At 52.1% G+C, this 24,990-nt stretch carries 26 protein-coding genes; 12 read left to right on the top strand and 14 right to left on the bottom strand.

What is annotated here, in order from left to right:
• Positions 1-2 precede the first annotated feature (2 nt).
• The 9 genes from urtC to ABD836_RS06855 all read left to right on the top strand — a co-directional run bounded on the left by urtC (position 3) and on the right by ABD836_RS06855 (position 7,720).
• Positions 3-1,157, top strand: a complete 1,155-nt coding sequence (gene urtC / locus ABD836_RS06895) for an urea ABC transporter permease subunit UrtC (protein WP_425583025.1) — start codon at positions 3-5, stop codon at positions 1,155-1,157.
• Positions 1,154-1,933, top strand: a complete 780-nt coding sequence (gene urtD, locus ABD836_RS06890; RefSeq protein ID WP_344933857.1) for an urea ABC transporter ATP-binding protein UrtD — start codon at positions 1,154-1,156, stop codon at positions 1,931-1,933. The genes urtC and urtD overlap by 4 nt, the downstream gene beginning before the upstream one ends.
• A gap of 4 nt (positions 1,934-1,937) precedes the next feature.
• A complete protein-coding gene (gene urtE, locus ABD836_RS06885; RefSeq protein ID WP_344933855.1) occupies positions 1,938-2,633 on the top strand; it encodes an urea ABC transporter ATP-binding subunit UrtE in 696 nt (231 codons plus the stop codon).
• A gap of 245 nt (positions 2,634-2,878) precedes the next feature.
• Positions 2,879-3,781: a hypothetical protein gene (locus ABD836_RS06880; RefSeq protein WP_344933853.1), complete on the top strand. Its 903-nt coding sequence runs from the start codon at positions 2,879-2,881 to the stop codon at positions 3,779-3,781.
• A gap of 491 nt (positions 3,782-4,272) precedes the next feature.
• On the top strand, positions 4,273-4,923 hold the full coding sequence (locus ABD836_RS06875) for a TorF family putative porin (RefSeq protein ID WP_344933850.1): 651 nt from the start codon (positions 4,273-4,275) through the stop codon (positions 4,921-4,923).
• Positions 4,924-5,010: 87 nt separating this feature from the next.
• Positions 5,011-5,349: a P-II family nitrogen regulator gene (glnK, locus tag ABD836_RS06870; RefSeq protein ID WP_301028610.1), complete on the top strand. Its 339-nt coding sequence runs from the start codon at positions 5,011-5,013 to the stop codon at positions 5,347-5,349.
• Positions 5,350-5,419: 70 nt separating this feature from the next.
• Positions 5,420-6,664, top strand: a complete 1,245-nt coding sequence (locus ABD836_RS06865) for an ammonium transporter (RefSeq protein WP_344933846.1) — start codon at positions 5,420-5,422, stop codon at positions 6,662-6,664.
• A 313-nt stretch (positions 6,665-6,977) separates the two neighbouring features.
• On the top strand, positions 6,978-7,316 hold the full coding sequence (glnK, locus tag ABD836_RS06860) for a P-II family nitrogen regulator (protein ID WP_344933844.1): 339 nt from the start codon (positions 6,978-6,980) through the stop codon (positions 7,314-7,316).
• A gap of 203 nt (positions 7,317-7,519) precedes the next feature.
• Positions 7,520-7,720: a hypothetical protein gene (locus ABD836_RS06855; protein WP_344933842.1), complete on the top strand. Its 201-nt coding sequence runs from the start codon at positions 7,520-7,522 to the stop codon at positions 7,718-7,720.
• A gap of 33 nt (positions 7,721-7,753) precedes the next feature.
• Here the strand turns inward: ABD836_RS06855 and ABD836_RS06850 are convergent, their stop codons facing one another.
• Together ABD836_RS06850 and xerC are read right to left on the bottom strand one after the other, a co-directional pair.
• Positions 7,754-8,458 carry an HAD family hydrolase gene (locus ABD836_RS06850; protein ID WP_344933840.1) on the bottom strand — a complete coding sequence of 235 codons (705 nt, stop codon included), beginning with the start codon at positions 8,456-8,458 and terminating at the stop codon, positions 7,754-7,756.
• Positions 8,445-9,350: a tyrosine recombinase XerC gene (gene xerC, locus ABD836_RS06845; RefSeq protein ID WP_344933838.1), complete on the bottom strand. Its 906-nt coding sequence runs from the start codon at positions 9,348-9,350 to the stop codon at positions 8,445-8,447. Before xerC ends, ABD836_RS06850 begins: the two co-directional genes overlap by 14 nt.
• A gap of 172 nt (positions 9,351-9,522) precedes the next feature.
• On the opposite strand from xerC, the gene ABD836_RS06840 reads away from it, so the two are divergent.
• Positions 9,523-10,737, top strand: coding sequence for an alpha/beta hydrolase family protein (locus ABD836_RS06840; protein WP_344933836.1), 1,215 nt, complete (start codon positions 9,523-9,525; stop codon positions 10,735-10,737).
• A gap of 93 nt (positions 10,738-10,830) precedes the next feature.
• Here ABD836_RS06840 and ABD836_RS06835 read toward each other — a convergent pair whose 3' ends face one another.
• The 4 genes from ABD836_RS06835 to lptM form a co-directional block, all read right to left on the bottom strand.
• On the bottom strand, positions 10,831-11,535 hold the full coding sequence (locus tag ABD836_RS06835) for a DUF484 family protein (protein ID WP_344933834.1): 705 nt from the start codon (positions 11,533-11,535) through the stop codon (positions 10,831-10,833).
• Positions 11,536-11,543: 8 nt separating this feature from the next.
• Entirely contained in the window at positions 11,544-12,374 is an 831-nt protein-coding gene (dapF, locus tag ABD836_RS06830; RefSeq protein WP_344933832.1) for a diaminopimelate epimerase, read from the bottom strand.
• A gap of 113 nt (positions 12,375-12,487) precedes the next feature.
• A complete protein-coding gene (gene lysA, locus ABD836_RS06825) occupies positions 12,488-13,735 on the bottom strand; it encodes a diaminopimelate decarboxylase (protein ID WP_344933829.1) in 1,248 nt (415 codons plus the stop codon).
• A gap of 11 nt (positions 13,736-13,746) precedes the next feature.
• Complete coding sequence (gene lptM, locus ABD836_RS06820; protein WP_344933826.1) at positions 13,747-13,872, bottom strand: LPS translocon maturation chaperone LptM; 126 nt, start codon at positions 13,870-13,872, stop codon at positions 13,747-13,749.
• A 49-nt stretch (positions 13,873-13,921) separates the two neighbouring features.
• Here lptM and cyaY point away from each other — a divergent pair, with 49 nt between their 5' ends.
• Positions 13,922-14,332: an iron donor protein CyaY gene (gene cyaY, locus ABD836_RS06815; protein ID WP_344933824.1), complete on the top strand. Its 411-nt coding sequence runs from the start codon at positions 13,922-13,924 to the stop codon at positions 14,330-14,332.
• Positions 14,333-14,389: 57 nt separating this feature from the next.
• Here the strand turns inward: cyaY and ABD836_RS06810 are convergent, their stop codons facing one another.
• Together ABD836_RS06810 and ABD836_RS06805 are read right to left on the bottom strand one after the other, a co-directional pair.
• Positions 14,390-17,161, bottom strand: coding sequence for a class I adenylate cyclase domain-containing protein (locus ABD836_RS06810; RefSeq protein WP_344933822.1), 2,772 nt, complete (start codon positions 17,159-17,161; stop codon positions 14,390-14,392).
• Between the two features lie 43 nt (positions 17,162-17,204).
• Positions 17,205-19,253, bottom strand: a complete 2,049-nt coding sequence (locus ABD836_RS06805) for a hydantoinase/oxoprolinase family protein (protein ID WP_344933820.1) — start codon at positions 19,251-19,253, stop codon at positions 17,205-17,207.
• 104 nt (positions 19,254-19,357) lie between these two features.
• Between ABD836_RS06805 and mutM the strand changes: the two genes are divergently transcribed.
• On the top strand, positions 19,358-20,176 hold the full coding sequence (gene mutM, locus ABD836_RS06800; protein ID WP_344933818.1) for a bifunctional DNA-formamidopyrimidine glycosylase/DNA-(apurinic or apyrimidinic site) lyase: 819 nt from the start codon (positions 19,358-19,360) through the stop codon (positions 20,174-20,176).
• A gap of 404 nt (positions 20,177-20,580) precedes the next feature.
• Here the strand turns inward: mutM and ggt are convergent, their stop codons facing one another.
• The 6 genes from ggt to coaD all read right to left on the bottom strand — a co-directional run bounded on the left by ggt (position 20,581) and on the right by coaD (position 24,744).
• Complete coding sequence (gene ggt / locus ABD836_RS06795) at positions 20,581-22,320, bottom strand: gamma-glutamyltransferase (RefSeq protein ID WP_344933816.1); 1,740 nt, start codon at positions 22,318-22,320, stop codon at positions 20,581-20,583.
• 668 nt (positions 22,321-22,988) lie between these two features.
• On the bottom strand, positions 22,989-23,276 hold the full coding sequence (locus ABD836_RS06790) for a GIY-YIG nuclease family protein (protein ID WP_344933814.1): 288 nt from the start codon (positions 23,274-23,276) through the stop codon (positions 22,989-22,991).
• A gap of 58 nt (positions 23,277-23,334) precedes the next feature.
• Entirely contained in the window at positions 23,335-23,505 is a 171-nt protein-coding gene (locus tag ABD836_RS06785; RefSeq protein WP_344933812.1) for a hypothetical protein, read from the bottom strand.
• Positions 23,506-23,597: 92 nt separating this feature from the next.
• On the bottom strand, positions 23,598-23,864 hold the full coding sequence (locus ABD836_RS06780; protein ID WP_344933810.1) for a hypothetical protein: 267 nt from the start codon (positions 23,862-23,864) through the stop codon (positions 23,598-23,600).
• A gap of 135 nt (positions 23,865-23,999) precedes the next feature.
• Positions 24,000-24,251 carry a YfhL family 4Fe-4S dicluster ferredoxin gene (locus tag ABD836_RS06775; RefSeq protein ID WP_344933808.1) on the bottom strand — a complete coding sequence of 84 codons (252 nt, stop codon included), beginning with the start codon at positions 24,249-24,251 and terminating at the stop codon, positions 24,000-24,002.
• 7 nt (positions 24,252-24,258) lie between these two features.
• The gene (gene coaD / locus ABD836_RS06770; RefSeq protein ID WP_344933805.1) at positions 24,259-24,744 is read right to left on the bottom strand and encodes a pantetheine-phosphate adenylyltransferase; all 486 of its coding nucleotides are present in this window, start codon (positions 24,742-24,744) and stop codon (positions 24,259-24,261) included.
• Between the last annotated feature and the right edge of the window lie 246 nt (positions 24,745-24,990).

Here is a 24,990-nt window from a genome sequence, read left to right as displayed (position 1 = left end):
CCATGCTGAATACAAAAATATTTGAACGCAGTGCCATCGGCCGTTTACTGCTGGCCGATAAAGCCGGCAGTTATTTGTTAATGGTGCTGTTCGCCGCCATGGTGCTGGTGCCGCTGTGTAATTTGTTAATGCCTGAGGGCAGTTTTTTACACATTCCAACCTATGTTGTGGTCTTGTTAGGCAAGTATCTCTGTTATGCCCTGCTGGCATTAGCCTTGGATCTGATCTGGGGGTATTGCGGGATTCTGAGTTTGGGTCACGGCGCATTTTTTGCCCTCGGCGGCTACGCCATGGGCATGCATTTAATGCGGCAGATTGGTGAACGCGGGGTCTACGGCAATGCTGACCTGCCGGACTTTATGGTGTTTTTGAACTGGACCGAATTGCCATGGTATTGGTACGGTTTTGATAATTTTTTCTTCGCCATGTTTATGGTGGCCTTGGTTCCAGCGGTATTGGCGTTTGTGTTTGGTTGGCTGGCATTTCGTTCGCGGGTAACGGGGGTTTATTTGTCGATTATTACCCAGGCAATGACCTACGCCTTGTTACTCGCATTTTTTCGAAACGACATGGGCTTTGGCGGCAATAACGGCCTCACGGATTTTAAAGATATTCTTGGCTTCAGTTTGCAATCGGATATAACTCGTTGTGTATTGTTCGCCTTGTCGGCGCTGAGCGTGATGGGCGCCTATATATTGTGCCGCGCCATTGTTAGCAGTAAGTACGGTCGGGTCTTGGTGGCGATACGTGACGCAGAAAGTCGCACGCGATTTATGGGCTATCGGGTTGAGCACTTTAAGCTCTTTGTGTTTGTGGTGTCGGCGATCTTGGCGGGTATTGCTGGTGCATTGTATGTACCTCAAGTCGGTATTATTAATCCCGGCGAATTTGGCCCCATCAATTCCATTGAAATTGTTATTTGGGTGGCTATTGGCGGACGTGGCACATTATTCGGTGCAGTCATTGGCGCGGTTGCGGTGAACTATGCCAAAACCTATTTTACCGGCGCCTTTCCAGAAGTGTGGTTGTTTATGTTAGGAGCGTTGTTTGTGATCAGCACCTTGTATTTGCCCAAGGGAATTGTCGGGGTGGTTAAGCAATTGCAGGATCGCCGCGCTGAGCGCAACGCGCCAACATCGCAAGGAGCAGAGTCATGAGTGCGGTAGTGAAGAGTCCGGGCTTTCACAGCGCTCAAATGCAGAGCATGTTGTACCTGAACGGCGTAACCAAAAGTTTTGATGGTTTTAAAGCCATTAATAATTTGTCGCTTGATATTGCGCCGGGTGAGCTCCGCGCCATTATTGGTCCCAATGGCGCGGGCAAAAGTACCATGATGGATATTATCACTGGTAAAACTCGACCCGATTCGGGGGAAGTGCGATTTCGTGACAGTATCGACCTTACTCAATACGACGAAGCAGATATTGCGAACTTGGGTATCGGCCGCAAATTTCAAAAACCCACGGTGATTGAAACCCTAACAGTTTGGGACAATGTGGAACTGGCTTTGGCGGGCAACCGCAGTGTGATTCGTGCGCTCTGGCACAAATTGAGCAGTGAGCAGGGTGATCGTATTAATGAAGTTATAAAGCTGGTTGGCCTAAAAGCGAAAACCGGTGATTTGGCTGGCAGCCTTTCTCACGGTCAAAAGCAGTGGTTAGAAATTGGCATGCTGATTGTGCAGGGGCCGGAGCTTTTACTTGTCGATGAACCCGCCGCGGGAATGACGGATCAAGAAACCATGGAAACGGCTGCGCTATTAAAAGAAATTAACCGCGAGCACACCATTGTGGTGGTCGAGCACGATATGGACTTCATTAAAGCATTAGACAGCAAAGTGACGGTGTTGCATGAGGGCAGTGTTCTCGCCGAAGGCCGTCTCGACGTCGTGTCGGCCAATCCACGGGTAATCGAAGTTTATTTAGGGCGTTAACACTATGTTGCTAGTGAATGATATCGATCTCTACTACGGCGCGAGTCAGGCTTTACGCAAAGTAAATGTTAGCGCAGAAAAGGGCAAGGTGACCTGCATACTCGGTCGCAATGGCGTGGGTAAGTCGAGTTTGGCCAGGGCTATTACAGGTCGGCACCCTGTGCGTGGCGGCAGTATCGTATTGGACGGTAAAGACATTAGCGCCATGGCGCCGGCGGATCGCGCTCGGGCGGGTGTTGCTTACGTACCTCAGGGGCGAGAGATTTTTTCGCAGCTGACCGTACAAGAGAATCTCTATACCGGTTACGCGCCACTCAAGCGCAGTCAGCGTCAAATCAGCCAAGAGATTTTCGATTTGTTTCCCGTACTGAAAAGTATGCTAAAGCGTCGAGGTGGCGATTTGTCTGGAGGGCAGCAGCAACAATTGGCGATTGCCAGAGCTTTAATTACCCGGCCACGCTTGTTGGTACTGGATGAACCCACCGAGGGAATTCAGCCTTCTATTATTAAGGACATCCACAATGTTATTACCATCCTGCGCCAGCAAGGTGAGATGGCGATTGTCTTAGTTGAGCAGTATTTTGATTTTGCCCGTGAGCTGGCGGATTACTACGCGGTAATGGATCGCGGTGAAGTGATCTTGTCTGGTCGCGGCGACGAAATGGTTGAGGAGGACGTGCGCCGTCATATGACGGTGTAATTCAGCTGGGTCAGATGCCTGACGTCGGGCCCCGAAGGAAAAGGAATTCACTCCGTTCACGTGGCTATTTGCGCCTGCCGAGATAATTTCGATGCAGGTCACTTCATCGTTTCTGCTAAGGCAACTAGCTCGAGTTAGACATCGGGCTGCAGACGAGTAAAATTGATGACTATTCACACTAAATGCCGCATTTTTATTTTTACCAAAGACTATAATGGCGGCCTTCACCCCTTTAGGAAAAGTCCATGAAATACCTTGCCACACTGGCGTTAGCCTTGGTTCCGCTAACGAGCATGGCAACCGATTTAACAATTCCGGCTGGCCAGGCATACCTTGTTGGTGTCGATCAACAGGAGTTGATTTTAGATAACTTGCGCATAGGTAACGACGCGCGAATTAGCTTTGCGCCAGGGGTTAATTCTTGGCGTGTTCATGCGCGCGTGGCCAGTATTGGTAAAAACGTGGTGATTGATGGCCGCGGTGCGGCAGGTGTGAATGGCGCGGCCGGTATTTCTGCGCCAAGCTGTGACGAGTTTGTCGACGGCCAGCCTGGCAATATTGGGCAAGCCGGTGCAGACGGTGTCGAAATCCGCTTACAACTCGCGTTAGAAAGCCTAGGCAGTATGCGGATTTTAAGTGCCGGTGGCGACGGTGGCCTCGGTGGTGCGGGTGGCGACGGTGCTGACCTTGATAGCGGTTGCGGAGCAGATGTGGCTGGTGAGGGCGGTAACGGTGGTGATGGCGGTGAAGGTGGTCGCGGCGGCGACGTGACTTTCTTGTATCAAAGTTTAGCCAAGACCGAATCTGGCGACGCGATGGTGAGCCGGCTTAATATTAATACCGATGGTGGCGCTGGCGGTGAGGGCGGTGATGCCGGCTCAGGTGGCGCTGGCGGCAGCGGCCATTACGAGACTAGAAAATCGCTGACGGGCAGCGGTCGTAAGTGGGTAGCGGGTGCATCCGGTGGCTTGGCCGGGAGTCCAGGTTCGACAGCGTCGGCGGGGCAGCCCGGACGTATTCTGCTCGATCAGCTGATCATGAGTACTGTTAAAGTGGCGCCGACTAACGTTAACCCCTTAAGCCTTAAGGCCCTGCAGCGTGAAATAGAACAATTGCGCAAGCGAGTTGAACAGCTAGAGGCACAATAAGTAACTGGCGCTTTGTGATAGGTCGTTTATTAGCGCTTTAAAAGGATGCCAATGGCATCCTTTTTTCGTTTCAGGGTGCAAATCGCTGGCTTGTAGTGCGGCGGCACTTAATTGGTGCGTTTTTTCCAGAGGTCGTTGCCGACGTTGCATCATAATTGGTCTGACTGTGGCTATCCTGTTGTTTTTAAATAGATAATTAGCGTTATTAAAGGCGTTTTCCAGCCGAGTATTTTCCGTATTTATTCAGGCGTGCTTATATTTGTGGCATTTATTTTTTGCATATTCGCCCTAATGCTCTAAGTTTGTGCGTACCCGGTGTTTTCGACCTTACTAGGCAAAGACCGGTAAATGGCTAGATTTAACTTCACCAAACGAGTTTTATTTAAGCTTTTGATTTTAAACAATAAAAATGATGTTGGCACTGAAAGTGCTATAGCTACAACAGGAATGTGCTTGATCACTTTCTCTATACTAAATGCGGAGACTACAACATGAACAAAATGAAAACTTTACTGGCTGCCGGTGTTGCAGCTGCTTCAATGACCATGGTTGCTGCCCCAGCTTCTGCTGAAGTATCAGCGAGCGCTTCTGTTGCCAGTATGTACTTGTGGCGTGGTTTTGATCTGAGCGATGGCTCTCCAGCTGTTTCTGGTGATATCACCGTAAGCGGTGCCGGTTTCTATGCCGGTGTTTGGGGTTCTAGCGGCGATGACACTGCAGGGCAAGAGGTAGATTACTACGCTGGTTATGCAACTGAAGTAGGCGCGCTAAGCGTTGATCTGAGTGTGTGGAACTATGTTTATCCAGGTGCATCAGCAGGTTTCGTTGATAACGGCGACACGTATGGTGATTTGAGCGAAATTATTCTTGGCTTAGGTTTAGGCCCAGTTAGCTTGACGATTTATGACAACATTGCTGGCGCTAACGGCTATTTCTATTACACCTTGGGCTATGATGTTGCGCAATTCTCATTCACCCTCGGCGGCACCGATAGCGACGATGAAGATTCAAATTACGCTCACTTCGACGTGTCTTACGCCTACAACGATAATCTGAGCTTTACCTTCAGCCAGATGATCGACGAAGACAATGACGACGATATGAACTTTGTAGTTTCTTACAGCTTGCCTATTTCCATGTAATACCCCGACCGGTGGCAGTGTTGCCACCGGTCATTTTTTTAACTTAGTCCTAGTGTGTGATCGACGCACATTAACAGGAGATTTCCGATGAAATTGATTACGGCTGTTATTAAGCCATTCAAACTTGACGATGTGCGTGAGGCGCTATCTGACATCGGTGTACAGGGAATAACTGTTACCGAAGTTAAGGGTTTTGGTCGCCAAAAAGGTCACACCGAATTGTATCGTGGCGCTGAATACGTTGTAGATTTTCTTCCTAAGGTGAAGATTGAAGTTGCAGTTGCTGATGGTTCTGTTGAGCCAACTATTGAAGCAATTACTAAATCAGCGAATACCGGCAAAATTGGCGACGGCAAAATTTTCGTTACTGCGCTTGAGCAGGTTGTTCGTATTCGTACCGGTGAGACTGGCGAAGAAGCCATCTAGATTCACAGGTTTGCGGTTTAAATAAACATTTAAATACAAGATTATTCTCTTTCCCTTTGGAGGGCATGTGATGGAAGACATCATACAGGTCAAGTACGCCCTGGACACGTTCTACTTCCTAGTGATGGGCGCGTTCGTAATGTGGATGGCAGCAGGTTTTGCCATGCTCGAGGCTGGTTTAGTTCGTTCTAAAAACACCACAGAAATTTTAACTAAAAACATCGCCCTGTTTGCGGTGGCATGTACCATGTACTTACTATGTGGCTACACAGTTATGTACGGCGGTTCTGAAGGCGGTATTCTGCCAGACGCTTGGTTCGGCAACTCAATTGCTGATGCGTCAGTAGAAGAAGTACTGGCCTCTAACGGCGATACTTACTACTCAGGTTCATCTGACTTCTTCTTCCAAGTGGTATTCGTAGCAACCGCTATGTCTATTGTTTCGGGTGCGGTCGCTGAGCGCATGAAGTTGTGGGCATTCTTAGCTTTTGCTGTTGTTATGACTGGCATCATCTACCCTCTTCAAGGTTCTTGGAGCTGGGGCGGCGGTTTCTTGTCTGAAGCTGGTTTCTCTGACTTTGCAGGCTCTGGCATAGTGCACATGTGTGGTGCTTCTGCAGCACTGGCTGGCGTATTGCTGCTTGGCGCTCGTAAAGGCAAGTATGGCGCAGGCGGTCAAGTTAATGCGATCCCAGGTGCAAACCTACCAATGGCGACATTGGGTACCTTCATCCTGTGGATGGGTTGGTTCGGTTTCAACGGCGGTTCTGAATTAATGGTGTCTAACATCGAAGAAGCTAACGCAACTGCACAGGTATTTGTTAATACCAACGCGGCGGCAAGTGGCGGCTTGATTGCAGCATTAATCGTAGCGCGCATCCTGTTCGGCAAAGCTGATTTAACCATGGTATTGAACGGCGCCTTGGCTGGTCTGGTAGCCATTACTGCTGATCCACTGTCACCTGATCCAATTATCTCTACCTTAATCGGTGCGGTTGGTGGTGTGTTAGTTGTGTTTGCCATCCTTGCTCTGGATAAAATCAAAATCGACGATCCTGTCGGTGCGATCTCTGTTCACGGTGTTGTTGGTCTCTGGGGTGTAATGGCAGTGCCATTCAACAACAGCGATGCAACTTTCGGTAATCAGTTATACGGTGCTTTCGTGATCTTTGCTTGGACCTTTGTGGCCAGCTTAGTGGTCTGGGGTATCTTGAAAGTAGTTATGGGCTTACGTGTTACAGAAGAGGAAGAGTACGAAGGTGTCGACCTCTCTGAATGCGGTATGGAAGCCTACCCAGAGTTCACCAACAAGTAGTACTCCCCTCAGGTCGGTGATTATAGGGCGCTCATTGAGCGCCCTTTTTTTTGCCTAGGCATAGAGGAGTTGAACGCTTGATGGGGGAGGAAGTCGAATGTCTGGTGCATAAACTCCGCGTTTTGTTTAAGCGATGCGTGTTGGCAAGGAAGATAGTGGACATAGCGAACGGCAAGCGTCAGACGTCTGACACCAAAGTGGGCCGTTTCTAAGGTTTTTTACGGCAAAAGCTGGGATCACCTTGCCAAACTCCCGCGCACTAGGCTAAATAGGGGTATAAAACAGTATTCATAATGAAGGGGAAACTACGGCGATGAAATTAGTCAGTGCGGTTATTAAGCCGTTTAAATTAGATGACGTCCGTGCCGCTTTGTCGGAAATTGGCGTGCAAGGCGTTACTGTGACCGAAGTAAAAGGTTTTGGACGCCAAAAAGGCCATACCGAGCTGTACCGTGGTGCGGAATATGTGGTGGATTTTCTTCCAAAGGTGAAATTAGAAATTGCGGTGTCCGACGATCAAGTGGAGAAAGTAATCGATACCGTAACCAAGGCGGCGTGTACCGGCAAAATAGGCGACGGTAAAATATTCGTGACTTCCCTTGAGCAAGTTATTCGAATTCGCACCGGCGAAACCGGTGAAGAAGCTATCTAATTTAGCTTTGGTAACGGTGAATCGAGGGCGGCTTTTAGTCGCCCTTTTTTATGGTCGCATGATTAACCTTTTTAGCTCAAAATAGATTAGTTACAACGATTATTAAGAACAAAACAGCCTAATCAGACCCTTGTCAGAGACTCTAAGAAAGCAGTATAAAGCGGCTTGTAAGCGCGGGTTTATTGTTTCCGGGAGGGGTTCCTATGGGGTCGCGTAATCGTAGTACAGAAAGTCCAATTCCAAGCCAAAGTTTTGTGCCTAGTCAGACCGTGCATGACCGCATGCGCGATCAACTGTCTAAGGACGTCGAGGCTTATTTAGCGCGAGGGGGTGAGATAAAACACCTCGACCCGCATATGCGCAGCAATCTTGCCGACACCGATTCCGACTCAGAAACTTATTAATTCTGCGTCGGCTGCGTCTGCGTGTTATTAGGCTTAGCTGGCATTAAACAGCTGGATGAGCTTGGGCAATTCTCGCCAGTCGTCAAAATGTTGATCCGCTAAGGGATGTGGCTCAGGCGCGTTCTCTGCGAGTCGCGCCTGAATTGCATGCATGCCTACCGCTTTCGCGCCAGCAACGTCATCATGCGTATTGTCGCCGATATGAATGCTTTCATGGGCATGGCAATTTGCCTGCGTGAGTGCTTTTAAAAACAGCGGAGCGGCTGGCTTGGCGGCGCCTAATTCTTCGGCTCGAAAGCAGGAATGGAAGTATTTGCTGATCGGCAGGCGTGTTATATCGGCGTTGCCATTGGTGAGGCTGATTAAGATATAGTCTTTGCTTAATTCCCTCAGGATGTCGGCGCAGTGCTCAAAAAAATAAACCTGCTGGCGGGCCTGATAAAAAGCATCATAGGCCGCGGCGGCTAATTGCCCACTTTGTTCGCCGTAACCGGACTCAATTAAGGCTTGATTTAAGCTGTCAATTCGCCACTTCGAAACGTAGTGTTCTAGGCCTGGATTGGCGCGGAGGTATTGCCAGCGGTGCTCGCGCAGGGCATCGGGATCAAACTTCGCCACCAGCGCCGGTGCGTTGCATTGCAAATGCTCATAAAAAGCTCGCTCGGCGTTTGCTATGGTTGGCGCGGTATGCCAAAGCGTGTCGTCGAGATCAAAACTCAATAATTTAATCTTGTTCATTGCTGGCCTTTCGCGTTGCTCGCGGGTGCGCCTTGTCATACACCTGCGCTAAATGCTGAAAATCGAGATGGGTATAGACCTGGGTGGTCGACAGATTGGCATGGCCGAGCAATTCTTGAACGCCCCGTAAATCACTGCTGGACTCCAGTAAATGACTGGCAAAGGAGTGTCGCAGCATGTGCGGATGGACATGGGCCGGCAAGCCCTGCTGTATTGCCCGATAGCGGATACGTTGCTGAATGGCGCGGTGGCCAAGGCGCCCGCCTCGCTGGCCCAGAAATAAGGCCTGATCGGCGGCGAGGCTGTCGCGTATTTTCAACCACTCGCGTAGGGCCGCTATCGCAACGCGGCCGATGGGTAAGGTGCGGGTTTTATTGCCTTTGCCGGTAACGGTGACCAGGGCGTCGTTTAAATCTAAATCACCGACATTGAGTGTTGCCAATTCTGCCAAGCGTAGACCAGAAGAGTAAAACAGTTCCATCATGGCGCGATCGCGTATATCGATGATGTCGTCGCCGTCGAATTCCAGCAACTGCTTTATCATGTCGACATCGAGGGTCTTGGGTAGACGCTTGGGGCGTTTAGGTGCGCTAATGCCGATGGCAGGATTCTGCTTGGCGTCGCGATGGCGCATCCTGAAGCGATAGAGGCTACGCAGAGCCGACAGTAGGCGCTGGATGCTCACTGCAGCGGCGCTGGCACTGCGTCGCTGACCAATGAAATAGCGAATATGTGCGCTGTCTGCTGCATCGACTGAGTTTAGCGATTGCTGCTCGCAAAAAGTGATAAAGCCGCTAAGGTCATTGCGGTAGGCGCTGAGGGTGTGAGGTGACAGCCGCCGGGCTGTACCGAGATAATCTAAAAAGTCCTCGAGCTCGTGTTGGATACTCATGAAGCGCGCCATAACAGACAGAGCACTCAGCTTAAGCACTGGCCGCAGCGGGGGCAAGAGTGGATGGCAATTTAGTGCTGCAACGAGAATTTATTGTATCGTGCACTACAGTCGATTATCTTGAATATGATAAAACTAAACATTTGCACAATATGCCAAGAGAATAATAGCGATGCCGCAATCCGTTTTACCCCCAGTTAAGAGCTCGCCTCCGTGGTGGAATAGCCTTCCTGAGGACTTTTACTCCCAGTCCGACGGCACAGAACTCGACAGCGAATACCCTTTAAAAGTTTACGGCACCGCGATTATGGATCGCATGGTGCGCACAGGTTTAGGGGTGATGATCTCCGGCGCCTTTGTGCCGCAGTTAATAAAGCGCGATGGCATGGCGCGTGAACGCGCGCGAATGGATTTTTACGCCGGTATGGCGGAAGACCGCGACGTTGATAAGGTCTTTATACCACCGCCAAAAGTGGAGGTAGAGGCGCATAAAATAGGGCGTTTTAATTACAAGCCAAAGGGAACTCCTGCTGTTGATCTCCGATTCACCAGCCCTTTTGCACCCTTGAACCCTGACCTTACCGAGAGTTACCTAAGCTATAAACGAAACCAAACGGCGAGTGCGCAGTACTGGACGCATCCCGACGGTCCTCGCCCGACGCTGATCTTTGTGCATGGGGTGGTCGAGAGTTGGTATGGTTTTAATAGCCTGTTCTTCTCGCTGCGTTGGTTTTACGAAAGCGGTTACGACATTTTGTTAATGACCCAGCCCTTTCATGGCGATCGCGCCGAAAAACATCACCCCTTTAGTGGTTATGGCCTTTTCGCCGGCGGCTTCTCGCAGTTAAACGAAGGCATGCTGCAAGCGGTGAGTGATTTACGGGTGTTTATCGATTACTTGTTTGAGCGGGGCGCTCCGCATGTTGGGATTAGCGGTCTGAGCTTAGGGGGTTACCTCAGTTCAATCATGGCGGTCGTTGAACCGCGCTTGGCTTTCTGTATTCCCAATTCGCCACTGGTATCACCTGTGGATACCATCCGCAGTTGGCAGCCAACGGGCGGCTTAATGGACTTGGTAAGCAAGCGCACCGGATTAAGCCCCATGGACCTTCGGCGCGGCCTGGCAATACACAGCCCGCTGAGTTATCAACCCAAGCTCGACCCGGAAAAGGTCATGATTATTGGCGGCGCTGGCGATCGTTTTACCCCACCGCGCTTTGTGCGCCTGCTCCATTCCCACTGGCCGGAATCGCATTTGCACTGGTTTCCAGGCAATCACATTTTGCACTTAGGGCAGAGTGAGTACCTGAAATTAATGCGGATGTTTATGGATAGGCATTGTCAGAGCGTCGAGTCTGGTGTCGGAAGTCAGGCGGTTGACGTATAGGATTGAGCGCAAATAGGGTAAAGGGCCGCTCGTATGCAGTTTGTGCGGGCGGGCATCTCGTCAGACACCCGACCCCAGAGGTCTAGCGATCGCTTAAAGAAACGGTCCCTTCATCAACTTTGGCAAACAGCGATTGACCACATCGGCAATGTATTCCAGAAACAGTGTGCCCATGCTGGATTTAAAGTGTTGAGGGTCTTTGCTGGCAATGGCAATAACGCCGTCGATGTTGCCAGCTTGAATCGGCATTAACGCGGCTGAGCCAATGTGGTCGGCGTGTTTGCCGAACAGAAAACTCAGTTCTTCGCCGCGCAGTACGCCGCACACCGCCTTCTTGCCACGGAGTAAATTGCCAATTTGTTGATGGGCTTGCTCGGGGCTAACCACGCGCAAGGCATTGCTGCCAACGCGATTGGGGTCGGCAAATATAATGAGGCTGGCGTAGTCGATATCGTCAAAGTCACTCACCAAAATGCGGCATAGACTGTTACTCAGCTCTTCGGCGCGCTTGGATTCAATGAGGGTCAAGATCAGTTTTTTACTGTGTTCAAATAACTGGTCGTTGCGGGTCGCGTTGTCCAGCAGCTTGCTGAGCCGGTTGCGCATGTCCATATTGCGCTCACGCAGAATCTCGACCTGGCGCTCGGCCAAGTTAACCACTTTGCCGGTTTGATGCGTGAGCTTAAGCTCAGCCAATATATCTTCATTGTTGAGAAAGAAACCGGGGTGGTTGCGCAGGTAACGCGCAACTTCGCTCTCACTGGGTAGACCATCTTTTTTCGGGTTTGCACTGTCCACAGGCGATCCTATATTTGTATCTGGCCTTCAAAAACGGTTGTGGCGGGGCCGGTCATAATAACGGGCTGGCCCGCGCCTTGCCACTCTATACTCAAACTGCCACCGGGCAAATGCACGGTAACCTTAGGGTTGAGCTTACCTTGTACGATGCCGCTAACCACCGCGGCGCAGGCCCCAGTTCCACAGGCCAAGGTTTCACCAACGCCGCGTTCGAATACCCGCAGCTTGATGGTGTCGCGGTCGATGACTTGCATAAAGCCGACATTGACCCGCTGGGGAAAACGCGGGTGTTGTTCTGCAATTGGGCCAACCTCAGCCACCGGCGCAGTGTCGACATCGGCAACCGGCAATATCACATGGGGATTACCCATCGACGCGGCGCCAACGCGCCACTCCACGCCATTGATGTCGAGCGCGTAGTCGCGGGCTTCGGTGTCAGCGGTAAAAGGAATGCGTTTGGGGTCGAGCACTGGCGCGCCCATGTCCACTTTTACATGACGGTTTTCGGTGACTTCTAATTCAATGATGCCCGCGAGGGTTTCGACTTTAATGCGCTCTTTACCGGTGAGGCGCTTGTCGCGGATATAGCGGGCAAAACAGCGCGCGCCGTTGCCGCACTGCTCCACTTCACTGCCTTCGGCATTGTAAATTCGGTAACGAAAATCAACATCGGGCTGGGTGGGAATTTCCACTGCCAGAACTTGGTCACAGCCAATCCCAAAATGCCGGTCGGCAATTTTACGGATATGGTGTGGCTTGAGCTTGAAGCGCTGGGTAATCAGGTCAATAACGACAAAATCATTACCCAGGCCATGCATTTTGGTAAAACGTAACTGCATCGCAAAACCCTGTGGTGCGCCTCACCGGTGGCGCGGTTAACGATGCTGGCGGGTTGCTAATGGCGAGGGTGCAGATTGAATACAGCCGCAAGTGGCTGTGGAATCTTGCGCCCTCAGGGCAACACGGTTTCGCCACGCATCAGGTCGGTGACAGTTTCGCGGGCGCGAATCAGGTGGCATTGATCGCCATCTACCATTACTTCCGCCGCACGTCCTCGGCTATTGTAATTGGAACTCATGGTAAATCCATAGGCACCGCTGGATGCGAGGGCCAGCAAGTCGCCTTCGGCAATACACAATTCGCGGTCTTGAGCGAGAAAATCACCGGTTTCACAGACCGGTCCTACAAAATCATAGCGACGCAAAGTGCCGTCGTTACGGGGTTTGACCGCCAGTAGGTCCATCCACGCGTCATATAAAGACGGTCTGATCATGTCGTTCATCGCGGCATCGATAATGGCGAAATTTTTATGTTCATTTAACTTCAAATATTCAACAGTGGTCAGCAAAACGCCGGCATTGGCGGTGATTGAGCGGCCAGGTTCGAACATCAGGGTCACTTTGCGATCGCCCAAGCGCGCGCGAATGGCGGCGATGTAGTCGCCAGTGGCGGGGGCAATTTCGTCGCGGTAGCGCACACCCAAACCGCCGCCTAAATCGAGATGAGAAATTTGTATGTCCATGGCCGCCAAGGTATCGACAAGGCTAAGAACCCGGTCGAGGGCGTCAAGAAAGGGGCTGGTATCAATCAACTGTGAGCCGATGTGGCAGTCTACGCCTTTAATCGCAATATTGGCCAAGCTCGCGGCGCGGCGATAAACCTCGGGGGCGCGGGCGATATCAATACCAAATTTATTGTCCTTCAATCCAGTCGAGATATACGGATGGGTTTTGGCGTCTACGTCGGGGTTAACGCGAATAGAGATGGGCGCGCAAACCCCCATCTCGGTGGCGACGGTATTCAAACGCTCTAGCTCAGCCTCGGACTCTACATTAAAACAGTGAATACCCACTTCCAGTGCGCGGCGCATCTCCGCCGCTGTTTTGCCCACACCAGAAAACACGATGCGCTCGGCTTTGCCGCCTGCCGCGAGGACGCGCTCTAATTCGCCGACCGACACAATGTCAAAGCCCGCGCCGAGTCGGGCTAAGACATTGAGCACCGCGATATTGGAGTTGGCTTTTACCGCATAGCACACCAAGTGATCTTGACCGGCCAAGGCCTCGGTATATTCAGTAAAGCGCTGTTCTAGATAGCCGCGGGAATACACATAGCAGGGGCTGCCGAATTGCTTGGCGATACTGCTGAGGGACACTGATTCGGCGTGGAGCTCGCCGTTGAGGTAATGAAAAGGCGTCATGAAGGCGTTCTCTACTTAGACTGCGCGCTGGAATTGGCTGGAGCGTCATTTTTGTCGGGGTACACCAAGGGCCCGGTTTGACCGCAGGCGGCAACAAGCACTGCAAGGCAAAGCACAGTAATACGAAAAACGGCCATGATGTTATCCCCAAAATTGACTGAGGCGCGCATTATACCTAGGGTGCCAATGAATAACACATCAGGCAGCGCGTCGATGATGGCCTTGGGGCGCTCGGCCTTAGTATACTGCCGCAACCCTCGCAATCAGGATGTCAGCTGCAAAATGAATGAAGTAGAGTTTAACGACAATATCGACGAACTATATGTTGCCATAGAAGATGCGGTAGACGAGCTGGATGCCGATGTTGACTGCGAAATTAGCGGCGGTGTGCTAACCCTCAAGGCGCCCGATGGCAGCGCAATGATATTCAGCCGCCAGAGCGCAAGTTGTGAACTGTGGTTGGCCGCCCGCTCAGGGGGCTTTCACTATAGCTGGGTAAACGGGCAGTGGTATTGTCAGCGTACCGAACAAAGTTTGGTGCAGATGTTATCAGAAATCAGTCTAGAGCAGATCGGCGAAGAACTGATTTTGGAATGAAGCTGCGTGTGGATGTCAGGCGTCAGACATCTGGCGTTTAGCGCCCGAGCTTCGTTCTCACTGGGATAATACCGAGGTATTCAGCATCTCCTCAATATGTTGTTTATAGCGCAGATAAACACTGGTCTGCTGGGGCCCTTGGCTGCTGAGGTCGATGGCGTCGAGCTGATAGTGGGTTGGCCGGGTTTCTTCTAGCAGCAGTTGGCTGGCGAGTTCATCAAATAGTGCCTGACCGGCGTTGGCGTAGAGAAAGGTTTGGTCGCGGTAGCGCATATCAAACACCAGTCTACCGTTGTCGTCGGTTTGGGCGATGGCCTCCAATTGGACTCTAGTATCAAGGCTGCCCGCCTCATTCATCAAACTATCGATATCCAGCGCCTCACTGCGCCAGCGATTGTCATGCTGATGCAGTTCGTGCAGGCGAATACGATGCTTGCTCCCTTGCTCGATTCGGCAGCGCTGCAAAAACAGCACTAAGGGCTGCAGGAGTTGGGTGACATTTTTAAACGCGGCGGTGCTGTAATGTAGGGAGCCACGTTCGTCCTTCACAAACAGGTCGGCGAAATCGTCGCGGCGATGGAAAAACACATGGCAATCTGGCGTGGTGGCGGTAGCAATTATGTTGGCCAGTGCGGAGTGCGGCGCGCAAAAGCGATCCATCATAATGGGGCTGTAGCTGGCTTGGCCACGGCCTAGGCATTGAATCAAGGTGGAATAGCTATGCGCGTGAATATTGCGTAGTTCGTCATTCTCGGCCTGCAAAATATGAAAGCCATTGCTGAGTTTAATAATGAGTCGTTTATTGGCGGGCTGGGTGTAAAAAACCCGCAGCAATAAACGCGGCAGATGGCGAATACGCTTACGTAATTTTTTCTCGGGATCGTTAAAGCAAATCGCGTCGATGACGGGCGGCGAACTGGCCTTCGACGCCGCTAGCATTAGTTGCTGGTAAACCCGAAAGGTGTCGATAATTGCTTCTTGGCCGCCGAAGGCGAGGGACGAGACTTCACCCCAACTATTGATCACCACAATTTCAATATGGCTGATAGGGTAGCTGCTATTGTGGCTGGCGAGCCCGGCTGCGCCGAGGGTGCTCAGTGCGCCTTGCCCCAAATTGATATACAGCAACATCGCCTCGGGCACTTTAGGGCGATTAAAGGCTTCGTGTTTGTCTGGGTCGGCGGCAAAGGCTTTGCGGGGTAGGCTGCCGCTTAAATGCTTGGCCATCTCTCGGAGATCATTTTCAGATACACCGTCTTGGCGACCTTTAAGCCGAAGCCGCGTGTAGTCGTTGATTAAGCCATTGCAAAAACACCAACAGAGTAAGCCGCTGAGGTGTTCGTGTTCCTGCAAAATCGCGTCGTGTTCAAAGTCGTGGCGGGCACTGGTGCTTACCGCCCAGCGTCGTTGCTCGCCAAAGCCCAGGGTGTGGAAAAATAATTGTTCTTCAGATAAGTCGGGTGCAATGCCCGGATTGAGCCATTCAACTTTATTGCGCTTGCGCTCAAAGGCGGCGTAAAGCTTGCGGCCGAGTAAGGTCATTTCCTGGGATTTAATCAGTGCTGGGCTATTACTCTGCTGAGCGAACTCTTGCAAAAACCGATAGCTATTGGTGAGTTCGGCAACGAGAAAACGGTGCTCCTCGCGCACGCGCCGAATTTTCCAACGACTGCGGGTATCTAAGTTGAGCAGCTGCTCCGGCGGCCACTGCCATTCAGCAATGAGGGATTCCAGTAATTTTCGTCGCCAGGGCGCGGCGCTGCCGGCAGTTTGGGATAGCCGAATGCCAACTTTAAAATAAAACGCGCGGCGAATAAGCTCAAGGCGATCAAATTCGCTGCGCGAACTTAGGTAATCGGCCAGGCGGCGATACACCATAATATAAGGATCAAAATCGTCGCAGGCGACTTCGCCGTGGTAAATCGCTTCTTTCAAATCAATACACAGCGGCACCACATTCGGAAAATCCCGGGCGTAGGCTTCGGTTAGTAAGAGTTTTAGTGCGGCTTTATAGGGTGAACTGATGGCTTTATACAGTTGCCAAACCCCTGCGCCAATAAATTCGCCAGCCGGGATGTCGGAGACCCCACCAAAATCAATCGACTCGTCGGGGCCGACAAAGCCCTGGGCGTGTAATAACGCGGTGTACTCTTGGTAATTCACTTCTTCGCTGGGGGGCACCAACCACCACAGCGGGTAGCGGCCAGCAACCAGTAACGCACTGCGATAAAATTCGTCTAGCAATAAATAATGTTGGCTGGTGCCCGCTGATTCAGCGCTAATACGATCGCGTTGGCCGCGCCGAAATTGCTCGCTATCCATCAAGAAAAAATGAATATCTAAACCCAGGCTGCGCGCCCAGTCTGAGATAGCGGCGGCTTTGTTGTACAGACGTTGAAGGCCTAATTCATCAATGCCGCTGTGATGGCAGAGCCAAACATCAAGATCGGAATCTTCGGCCTGGGCGACGGTGCCGCAGGACCCCATTAAAAAAACACTGTGAATAAGGGGCGCTGCTTGATCTTCGTGGCGGTATTGCACACTGCGGGCAATATTGCTGCGCACTCGCTCTAAGGTCACTTGGTCGGGTGTGTAGCCGTCAATACCGCAGGGGGTGTTTGCGCTTTTATAGCCGGGCAAAATGGGGTGGTTGATATGAATCAGCAGGGGCAGTAAATCTAAAAATATTTGCTGACGGGGTAGTAGTGCCGTGCGGGTGCGCAGCAGGCGTTCGTGATTGAGCTTGGCAAAGCGATCGCGCACCTGGGTGAGACCGGCGTGACTTATGCCCCGGTCAAACAGTGGGTGGCTGATCGATTTTTCCGTCATACAGGGCCTGGCGTTTGAATTTCGAACGCCTACTGTAGCTGTATTAGCTGCTTGCTGTCATGCCTCGCTTAAGGCGCCGAATAAGTAAGTGGCCCTGCGTGTCGACTTTGGCTTGCCAGCCCTCGGCCAGCCAGGTGGTGGCGACGGACTCACTAATCAGCGCGGGGCCGGTAATGAATTGCTCGCTGGCCAGCTCGTCCCGCAAATAGCGAGGTGTGGCGTAAAAGTCATCGGCAATAAACACGGGGCACAGCTCTTCGGCTTGGCTGGGCGCGCGTGGCGGCAGGCTGGGTAGGTCGGGCATTGCGGTCGCTGCGCGCAATGCTTGGCGAACATTAATCAATTGCACCGGCAGTTCTAGGCGATGGCCGTAGCGTTGCTCATGGGCGTGATGAAAAGCCGCTTCGAGGTCGGCGACGGAGTTTTGCCATGGTAGATTCAAGGTATAAGACTGGCCTTGGTAGCAGAGGTCAACGCTGGGGTGTTCTGTGATCTCTGCGTCTTGCACCCCTTCGCCGTGTAATTGCGTTTGGCCAGTGACGGCCAAGTTGTGAAAATGCTGTACAAGAACATCGCTGCTAATCGACGCTAAGGCAGTATTGATGGTGCGGGATAGCTGTCGCTCCTTCGGTGCAAGCAACATCCCTAGCGCGGAAAACACGCCGCCGTAATTCGGCACAATGATCTCTGGGCAGCCCAAGGCATCGGCAAGCGCGCACACGTGCAAACCGCCAGCCCCGCCAAAACAACATAGGCTGAATTCCCCAGGATCATGGCCGCGCTGCACAGAAATGACCCGCAGTGCGCGAATCATATGTTCATCGGCAATGGCGAGAATACCGGCGGCGGCGTCTTCAATACTGAGCTGTAACTGCGTGGCAAGTGCTCCAACCGCGCGCCGGGCGGCGTCGATATTGAGGGGCATAGAGCCGCCGAGCTTGGCGCTGGCGGGGAGTCGGCCCAACACCACATTAGCGTCGGTTACGGTGGGTTTTAGTCCGCCCTTGTTATAGCAGGCCGGCCCTGGGTCAGCGCCCGCCGATTCCGGCCCCACACGCAACATGCCGCCTTCATCGATATATGCCAAGGAGCCGCCGCCAGCGCCAATGGTGTGCATATCGACCATCGGTACTGCGACGGGGTAGGGGCCAATACTGCCCTCGTTGGTGAGTTTAATATCGCCATTGATCAAGGCGACGTCACTGGAGGTGCCGCCCATATCAAAGCTCATTAAGCGTGGCCGTTGCAGGCTGTCGCCTAGGTGCTTAACCGCCGCTAAACCCCCAGCCGGACCCGACAGTAATAAATTGACCGCGCGCTGGCTGGCGTTGGCGGCATCGGTGGTGCCGCCAGAAGACTGCATAACCGACAGCGGCGTGGTCTTTAATGCCGCCTGCAAACGGCCAAGATAGTCCGCGACTTTGGGGCCGAGCCAAGCGTTTAGCCACGTTGCCATCCCGCGTTCGTACTCTTTGTATTCGGGCAGTACCTCGGAGGAGCGTGACACAAAAACGCCTTTGGGCATGGCGGCGGCAATTGCCTTTTCAAAGCGGTCATCAATAAATGAAAACAGTAAATTGATGGCGACCGCCTCAGGTTTTAATGTCTGTACTTGGCGTTTTAGCGCCGCGATATCCGCCTCGGTAAGTGCCTCGATAACGCGGCGATCGGCACCGATTCGCCCGCCGGTTTCCAAGCAAAGGTCAGGGGCTACCGGCACTACTTTTGCTGGCGGTCGTAAATCGTACAAGTTCGAGCGGGTCTGGCGGCCAATCGTCAGCATATCGCCAAAACCACGATTGCTGATAAACACGGTGCGTACGCCCTTACCCTCGAGCGCGGCATTGGTGGCAACGGTGGAACCATGCACAACCATCAACTGCCCTGCGGCAATAAGCCCAGATAAGCCCAGTTCCTTAATCCCGTTTAAAATGGCCTGTTCAGGATGCTCGGGGGTGGATGGGCATTTATGGCAGCGCACTTGATGCTGATGGAACAACACAAAATCGGTAAACGTGCCGCCGGTGTCCACGCCAAGATACGCAATGTGAGGGGCTAGTAACATAGATACTCGCAGCAAAATATTTGGCATATTGTCGCCAGTATCGGCGGGGATGTCATGTTTTTAACAAGGCGATGCTGAGTAAGTTACAATCCAAACCACGCTTTTGCTCAGAACGAGGTCGCAAACCAACCGTGCCAGAATTACCCGAAGTCGAAACCGTTAAACGCGGCATTGCTCCGCATTTGATTGGTCGTGTATTTAGCGACGTAATTATTCGTGACCACCGCTTACGTTGGCCGGTAGATCCCGAACTCGCCAACCACCTATGCGGACAAGAAGTGTTGTCGGTTGAACGCCGCGCAAAATACTTGTTGATTCGTCTGCCAACGGGCCATCTCGTTATTCATTTGGGCATGTCGGGCCGCCTCTACTTTGTGGCGGCGAATACGCCGGTAGCAAAACACGACCACCTTGACTGGCGGATGGATAACGGCCAAGTGCTGCGCTATACCGACCCACGCCGCTTCGGCGCGGTAATTTGGGTAGAGGGTGAGAATGTTGCCAACCACAAATTGTTAGCCAAGCTAGGCCCAGAACCCTTGAGTGACGATTTTAACCCTGACTATATTTTCAAGCGTTCTCGCAAACGGTTGGTGCCGATCAAGAGCTTTCTAATGGACGCTCACGTGGTTGTAGGGGTCGGGAATATCTACGCTAACGAAGCCCTTTATATGGCAGGCATTAGCCCAACGCGCGAGGCCGGCAGCATTCGCTTAGCCCGCTACACGCGTCTGGTTGAGGCGATAAAAGAAGTGCTGGAAAAAGCCATTACCCAAGGCGGCACCACCCTTAAAGACTTTATCGGAGGCGACGGCAAGCCGGGTTACTTCAAACAAGAACTGCAAGTTTATGGCCGTGGCGGCCAACCCTGCTGGGGATGCATGAAAGAACTAAGCGAGATACGAATAGCCCAGCGCACCACCGTGTTTTGCCGGCGCTGTCAGAAGTAAGTAGCCCCAGTTACCAGATACCCGATCTGAGACGGGTATGACGAGGTGGACTAGGTCGTCATCCTTGCGAACGCGAGGATCTCGTACCACTGCAGTTTGCATCGGCAAGATACCCGATCGGAGTCGGGCATGACGAAGTTGGAGGAGTCGGGCATGACAAAGTTGGAGGAGTCGGGTATGACGAAGTTTGGGGAGTAGGGTATGACGTGGCAACGGGCTGACTATGACGAATAGCGCGGGCAAGGTGCAAACCCACAATCCCCGTCATCCTTGCGAACGCGAGGATCTCGTACCTCTGCACGTTGCGCCGGTAAGATACCCGATCGGAGTCGGGTATGACGAAGTTGGTGACATCGGGTGTGGCGCAGCGAAGAGGTAGATCTCTGCTGACTGCTGCTCCGCGACTACAAACCCAGCGCCTGCCCCTCGCGGCGGGGATCGGCTGCGCCTTCCAATCCTGATTCTTTAATCAAAATTCCATGCAAGCCACTGGTTTGATCGCCTTCTTTAATCGGGTGACCGCGCTTTTCTAGTTCCACAATATCGTTGCGGCTAAAGCGACCAGTTTCCAATTCCACCGCATCGCTCATGGCGATAACATGCCCGCTGGCAATGGCGGCACTTATCGCTTCGCCCTCAGCGAGCACCCGGTAAAGACTGCCTGCAACGTAGTCAATAATCCTCGCGCCGCCCGGTGAGCCAATGGCCAGAACGGGGCTGCCATTTTTAAATACCATCATTGGTGACATTGATGAACGCGGGCGTTTTCCCGCTTGGATGCGATTCGCTATTTTGCTGCCGTCTTTATCAGCGGGGTTAAAAGAGAAGTCGCTGAGTTGATTGTTGAGTAAAAAGCCGTCGACAAATACCCTCGAACCAAAAGCGGTTTCAATGCTGGTGGTCATGCTTAAAACATTACCCTTGGCGTCGACAATACTGAAATGGCTGGTCGATGGTAGTTCGGGTGAATTGCTATCGATTAAGTCCGGCGCGCCGGGTGGTTTTCCGGCTTCAACTGTCGCAAGGCGACGGTCGGCTTTGATACTTGCCGCGCGGGTTGTTAAATAGTCCCGGTTCACTAAGCCATTGGTCGGCACGGTGACAAAATCTGGATCGGCAACATAGCGGTTGCGGTCGGCGAAGGCGAGTCGTGAGGCTTCAATAAACGTGTGAATAAAATCGACTCCGCGCAAAGCGCCGCGTTCCTGTTCAACGGCTTCGATCATACCTAAAATTGCCAGGACAGTTGTGCCACCAGAGGACGGCGGCGGCGCGCCACAAACTTGATACTCCCGAAAAGGCGCACATACCGCAGGCCGCTGAATAGCGTGGTAGCGGGCTAAGTCGCGGAGGCTCAATGTGCCAGCCTTGTTGGGGTCATTCGCGACCGCAGCGACAATATTCTTGGCGATCTTGCCCTGATAAAACGCATTGCCGCCATTCTCAGCTAAAGTTCGTAGCGTAGTCGCGTAAGTCGGGTTTCGTAAAAGCTCACCAATGGCTTTTGGCTGGCCATCAGCATTAAAGAAGTAGCGGCTAATCGCAGGATTTACGGCGACCTTCGGCATCTTTTTTAACAAAGTATGCAAGCGCGGAGAAATGATAAAACCCGACTCAGCCAACTCAATCGCAGGCGCAAACAAACTTTCCCACGGCAGTTGACCAAACTGCCGGTGCGCCGAGTCTAGCATCGCGATAACCCCCGGTACCCCAACAGAATGACCGCCAATCACGGCTTCAAAAAAGCCCATTGTGCTGCCGTCTGCGTGCAGAAAGTGATTTTCATCGACCGCTCGCGGCGCAGTTTCTCGGCCATCCCAACTACTGAGTTGCTTACCGTCGGCGTTCCAATACAACATAAACGCGCCGCCGCCAATACCGGAGGACTGGGGCTCGACAAGCCCGAGCACCAACTGCGCGGCGATACCCGCATCGATAGCGGAACCGCCTTGGGCGAGGATTTTTTGTGCCGCGCGACTCGCATAAGGATTTGCCGTTACCGCCATTGCTGATTTCGCGCGAACCGTTGGGCTCTCACTAAAACCACTCGCCGCTTCAGGAACAATTGTCGGGTCGCTAGCATAGCCATAGGTACTGGCTAACAGTAAAAATGAAAAACGAAGCAGTCGTTTGGCAAAAAACATAAGCCTAATCACATAACGGAAACGGTCAATCAGATTGCCACGCGGCGAGGATAATCGCAAAGATTAGGAAAAGAGATTTGCGGTGTTTGTACGTGCGGGGATTCGAAGCCACAGTATGTAAATAGCCTGCTTGGCGTAGCGATCGTGCGGAGGATTTATCGGCTTGGCTCTGAATCGAAAAAGTAGCAGGAAGGCAGTCGCCATCATTGCAACGCCATCCAATCCTTTGCTGGTTCTCATCCTGAGAATACCTTCCATGCTGTAGGCCCTTCCTGAGCCTGTGGTAACTATAAATGCACAACCACCATTTGCAAAGTCACAAAGGCAATAAACTTCTTGATGTTGCCCAATTGCGGGTGGAAATGACAAAAAGGGCGGGTATAAAGCGATTCCATGACCATTGTTGTCCTTGCGAACGCGGCGATTTGGCACTACTGCACGTTGTACCGGGTAGATACCCGATCGGGGTCGGGTATGACGAGGCCGCGGGCCGGGTATGAAGAATAGCGCGGGCATGGCGCAACTCCACAACCCCCGTCATCCTTGCGAACGCGAGGATCTTATACCGCTGCACGTTGTAACGGTAAGATACCCGATCGGGGCCTGATATGACCAGGTGAGTGAGCTCTTACCCCATTTAAAGCAGAATGAGAGCCGGTGATAAAACTTCAAAATAATGATGAATACAAATCCAGCCAATCAGGATTTGCGCGCTCAATTAATTCGATTTTCCAAGTCCGCTTCCAGTGCTTAAGCTGCTTCTCCCTTGCGATTGCTGAATGCATATCGTCAAATTGCTCGTAGTACACCAATAGGTGAGTGCGATACTGCTTACTGAAGCCATCTAGGTATCCTCTGCGGTGCTGCCAAATTCTATTTGGAAGGTTGCTGGTTACACCAATGTACAAAACACCATTGGGGCGATTGCTCAGAATATAAATTGCTGGTGATTTCACGTTTTTCCATCCTTGGATACGTAAATTTCAGGTTCTAATAAGGTGGTGTCAAAGTCAATCATTGCGCTTGGGCTTCGTCATCCTTGCGAACGCGAGGATCTCGTACCACTGCACGCTGAACAGGGAAGATACCCGATCGGAGTCGGGTATGACGGAGCTGGCTTGGTTGGGTATGACGAGACAAAGACTTCTGGCGTAATGACGTGGGTTGGGTGTGGCGAAAATCCACAATCACCGTCATCCTTGCGAAAGCGAGGATCTCGTACCACTGCACGCTGAACAGGGAAGATACCCGATCGGAGTCGGGTATGACGGAGCTGGTTAGGTCGGGTATGACGAGACAAAGACTTCTGGCGTAGTGACGTGGGTTGGGTGTGGCGAAAATCCACAATCCTCGTCATCCTTGCGAAAGCGAGGATCTCGTACCACTGCACGCTGAACAGGGAAGATACCCGATCGGAGTCGGGTATGACGGGTTAGTGGAGTCGGGTATGACGAGACAAAGACTTCTGGCGTAGTGACGTGGGTTGGGTGTGGCGAAAATCCACAATCACCGTCATCCTTGCGAAAGCGAGGATCTCGTACCACTGCACGCTGAACAGGTAAGATACCCGATCGGAGTCGGGTATGACGGAATAGCGGGATCGGGTATGACGAAGTTAGCTTGGTCAGGTATGACAAATATGGGGATGACAAAGAAAAGCGGCGAGTTATTAATCCAGCTTAGCCAACTGCAATCAGCTTCTCGTACTTTTCCATTAGTTGGTCTTCAGTTTCCATAAAGGCTGGGTCTAGCGGTATGCAATCTACTGGGCAAACTAACTGGCACTGGGGTTCGTCAAAATGACCTACGCATTCGGTACAGCGATTAGGGTCGATTTCGTAAATGCTGTCACCTTGGTAAATGGCCTCGTTCGGGCACTCTGGCTCGCATACGTCGCAGTTAATACATTCGTCGGTAATAATCAGTGCCATTGCGTGCTCACTTGCGGGCGGGGAAGCGCGCGTTCAGTGCTTTACTGACATTGTCGGGGACAAAGCGCGAAACATCGCCGCCCATGCTAGCGATTTCTCTGAGCAGCGAAGACGATACATAAGACAAAGACTCACCCGGTGTTAAAAATACGGTTTCTATGCCGGGCGCGAGTGAGCGGTTCATATTGGCGAGCTGCAATTCATACTCGTAATCTGCCACCGTGCGAACCCCGCGCAGAATAATATCGCAGTTTTGTTCCCGAGCCAGCTCCACGGTTAGGCCGGTAAAGCTACATACTTCTATATTGGGTACGTGGTTCAGCGCCTCTGCACACAAATCCATACGCTCTTTAAGGGCAAACATCGGTATTTTCTTTTCGCTGTTGGCAACGGCCAGCACCACGGTATCAAACAGCTTACACGCGCGCTCAACAAGGTCGATATGACCGCGGGTAATAGGATCAAAAGTGCCGGGGTAAATAATACGTTTCATAGCTCACCGAATGTGCGTGCGGCAGAAAGTTCGGGCAATTCACTTGGTAATCGCAAGCTGCACCGAAGGCGTGGCAGAATTTTAACGCATTAATTCCGCCGATCATAACCCTGCGGGTACATGAAGGGGCTTCGATAGCCAGAAAAACGGTAAACTATGCGCAATGTCTATTTTGAGTGCGGTAGATAATTCGGTAAACTCCATCTAAAAAGCGCATAGCTAGACATTGTTGCTTGGCGTTCGCTT

The organism is Zhongshania borealis (assembly GCF_039539625.1).
GTDB lineage: Bacteria > Pseudomonadota > Gammaproteobacteria > Pseudomonadales > Spongiibacteraceae > Spongiibacter > Spongiibacter borealis.
The sequence above is the reverse complement of the archived record's forward strand: the minus strand, read 5'-3'. Positions and strand labels throughout refer to the sequence as shown.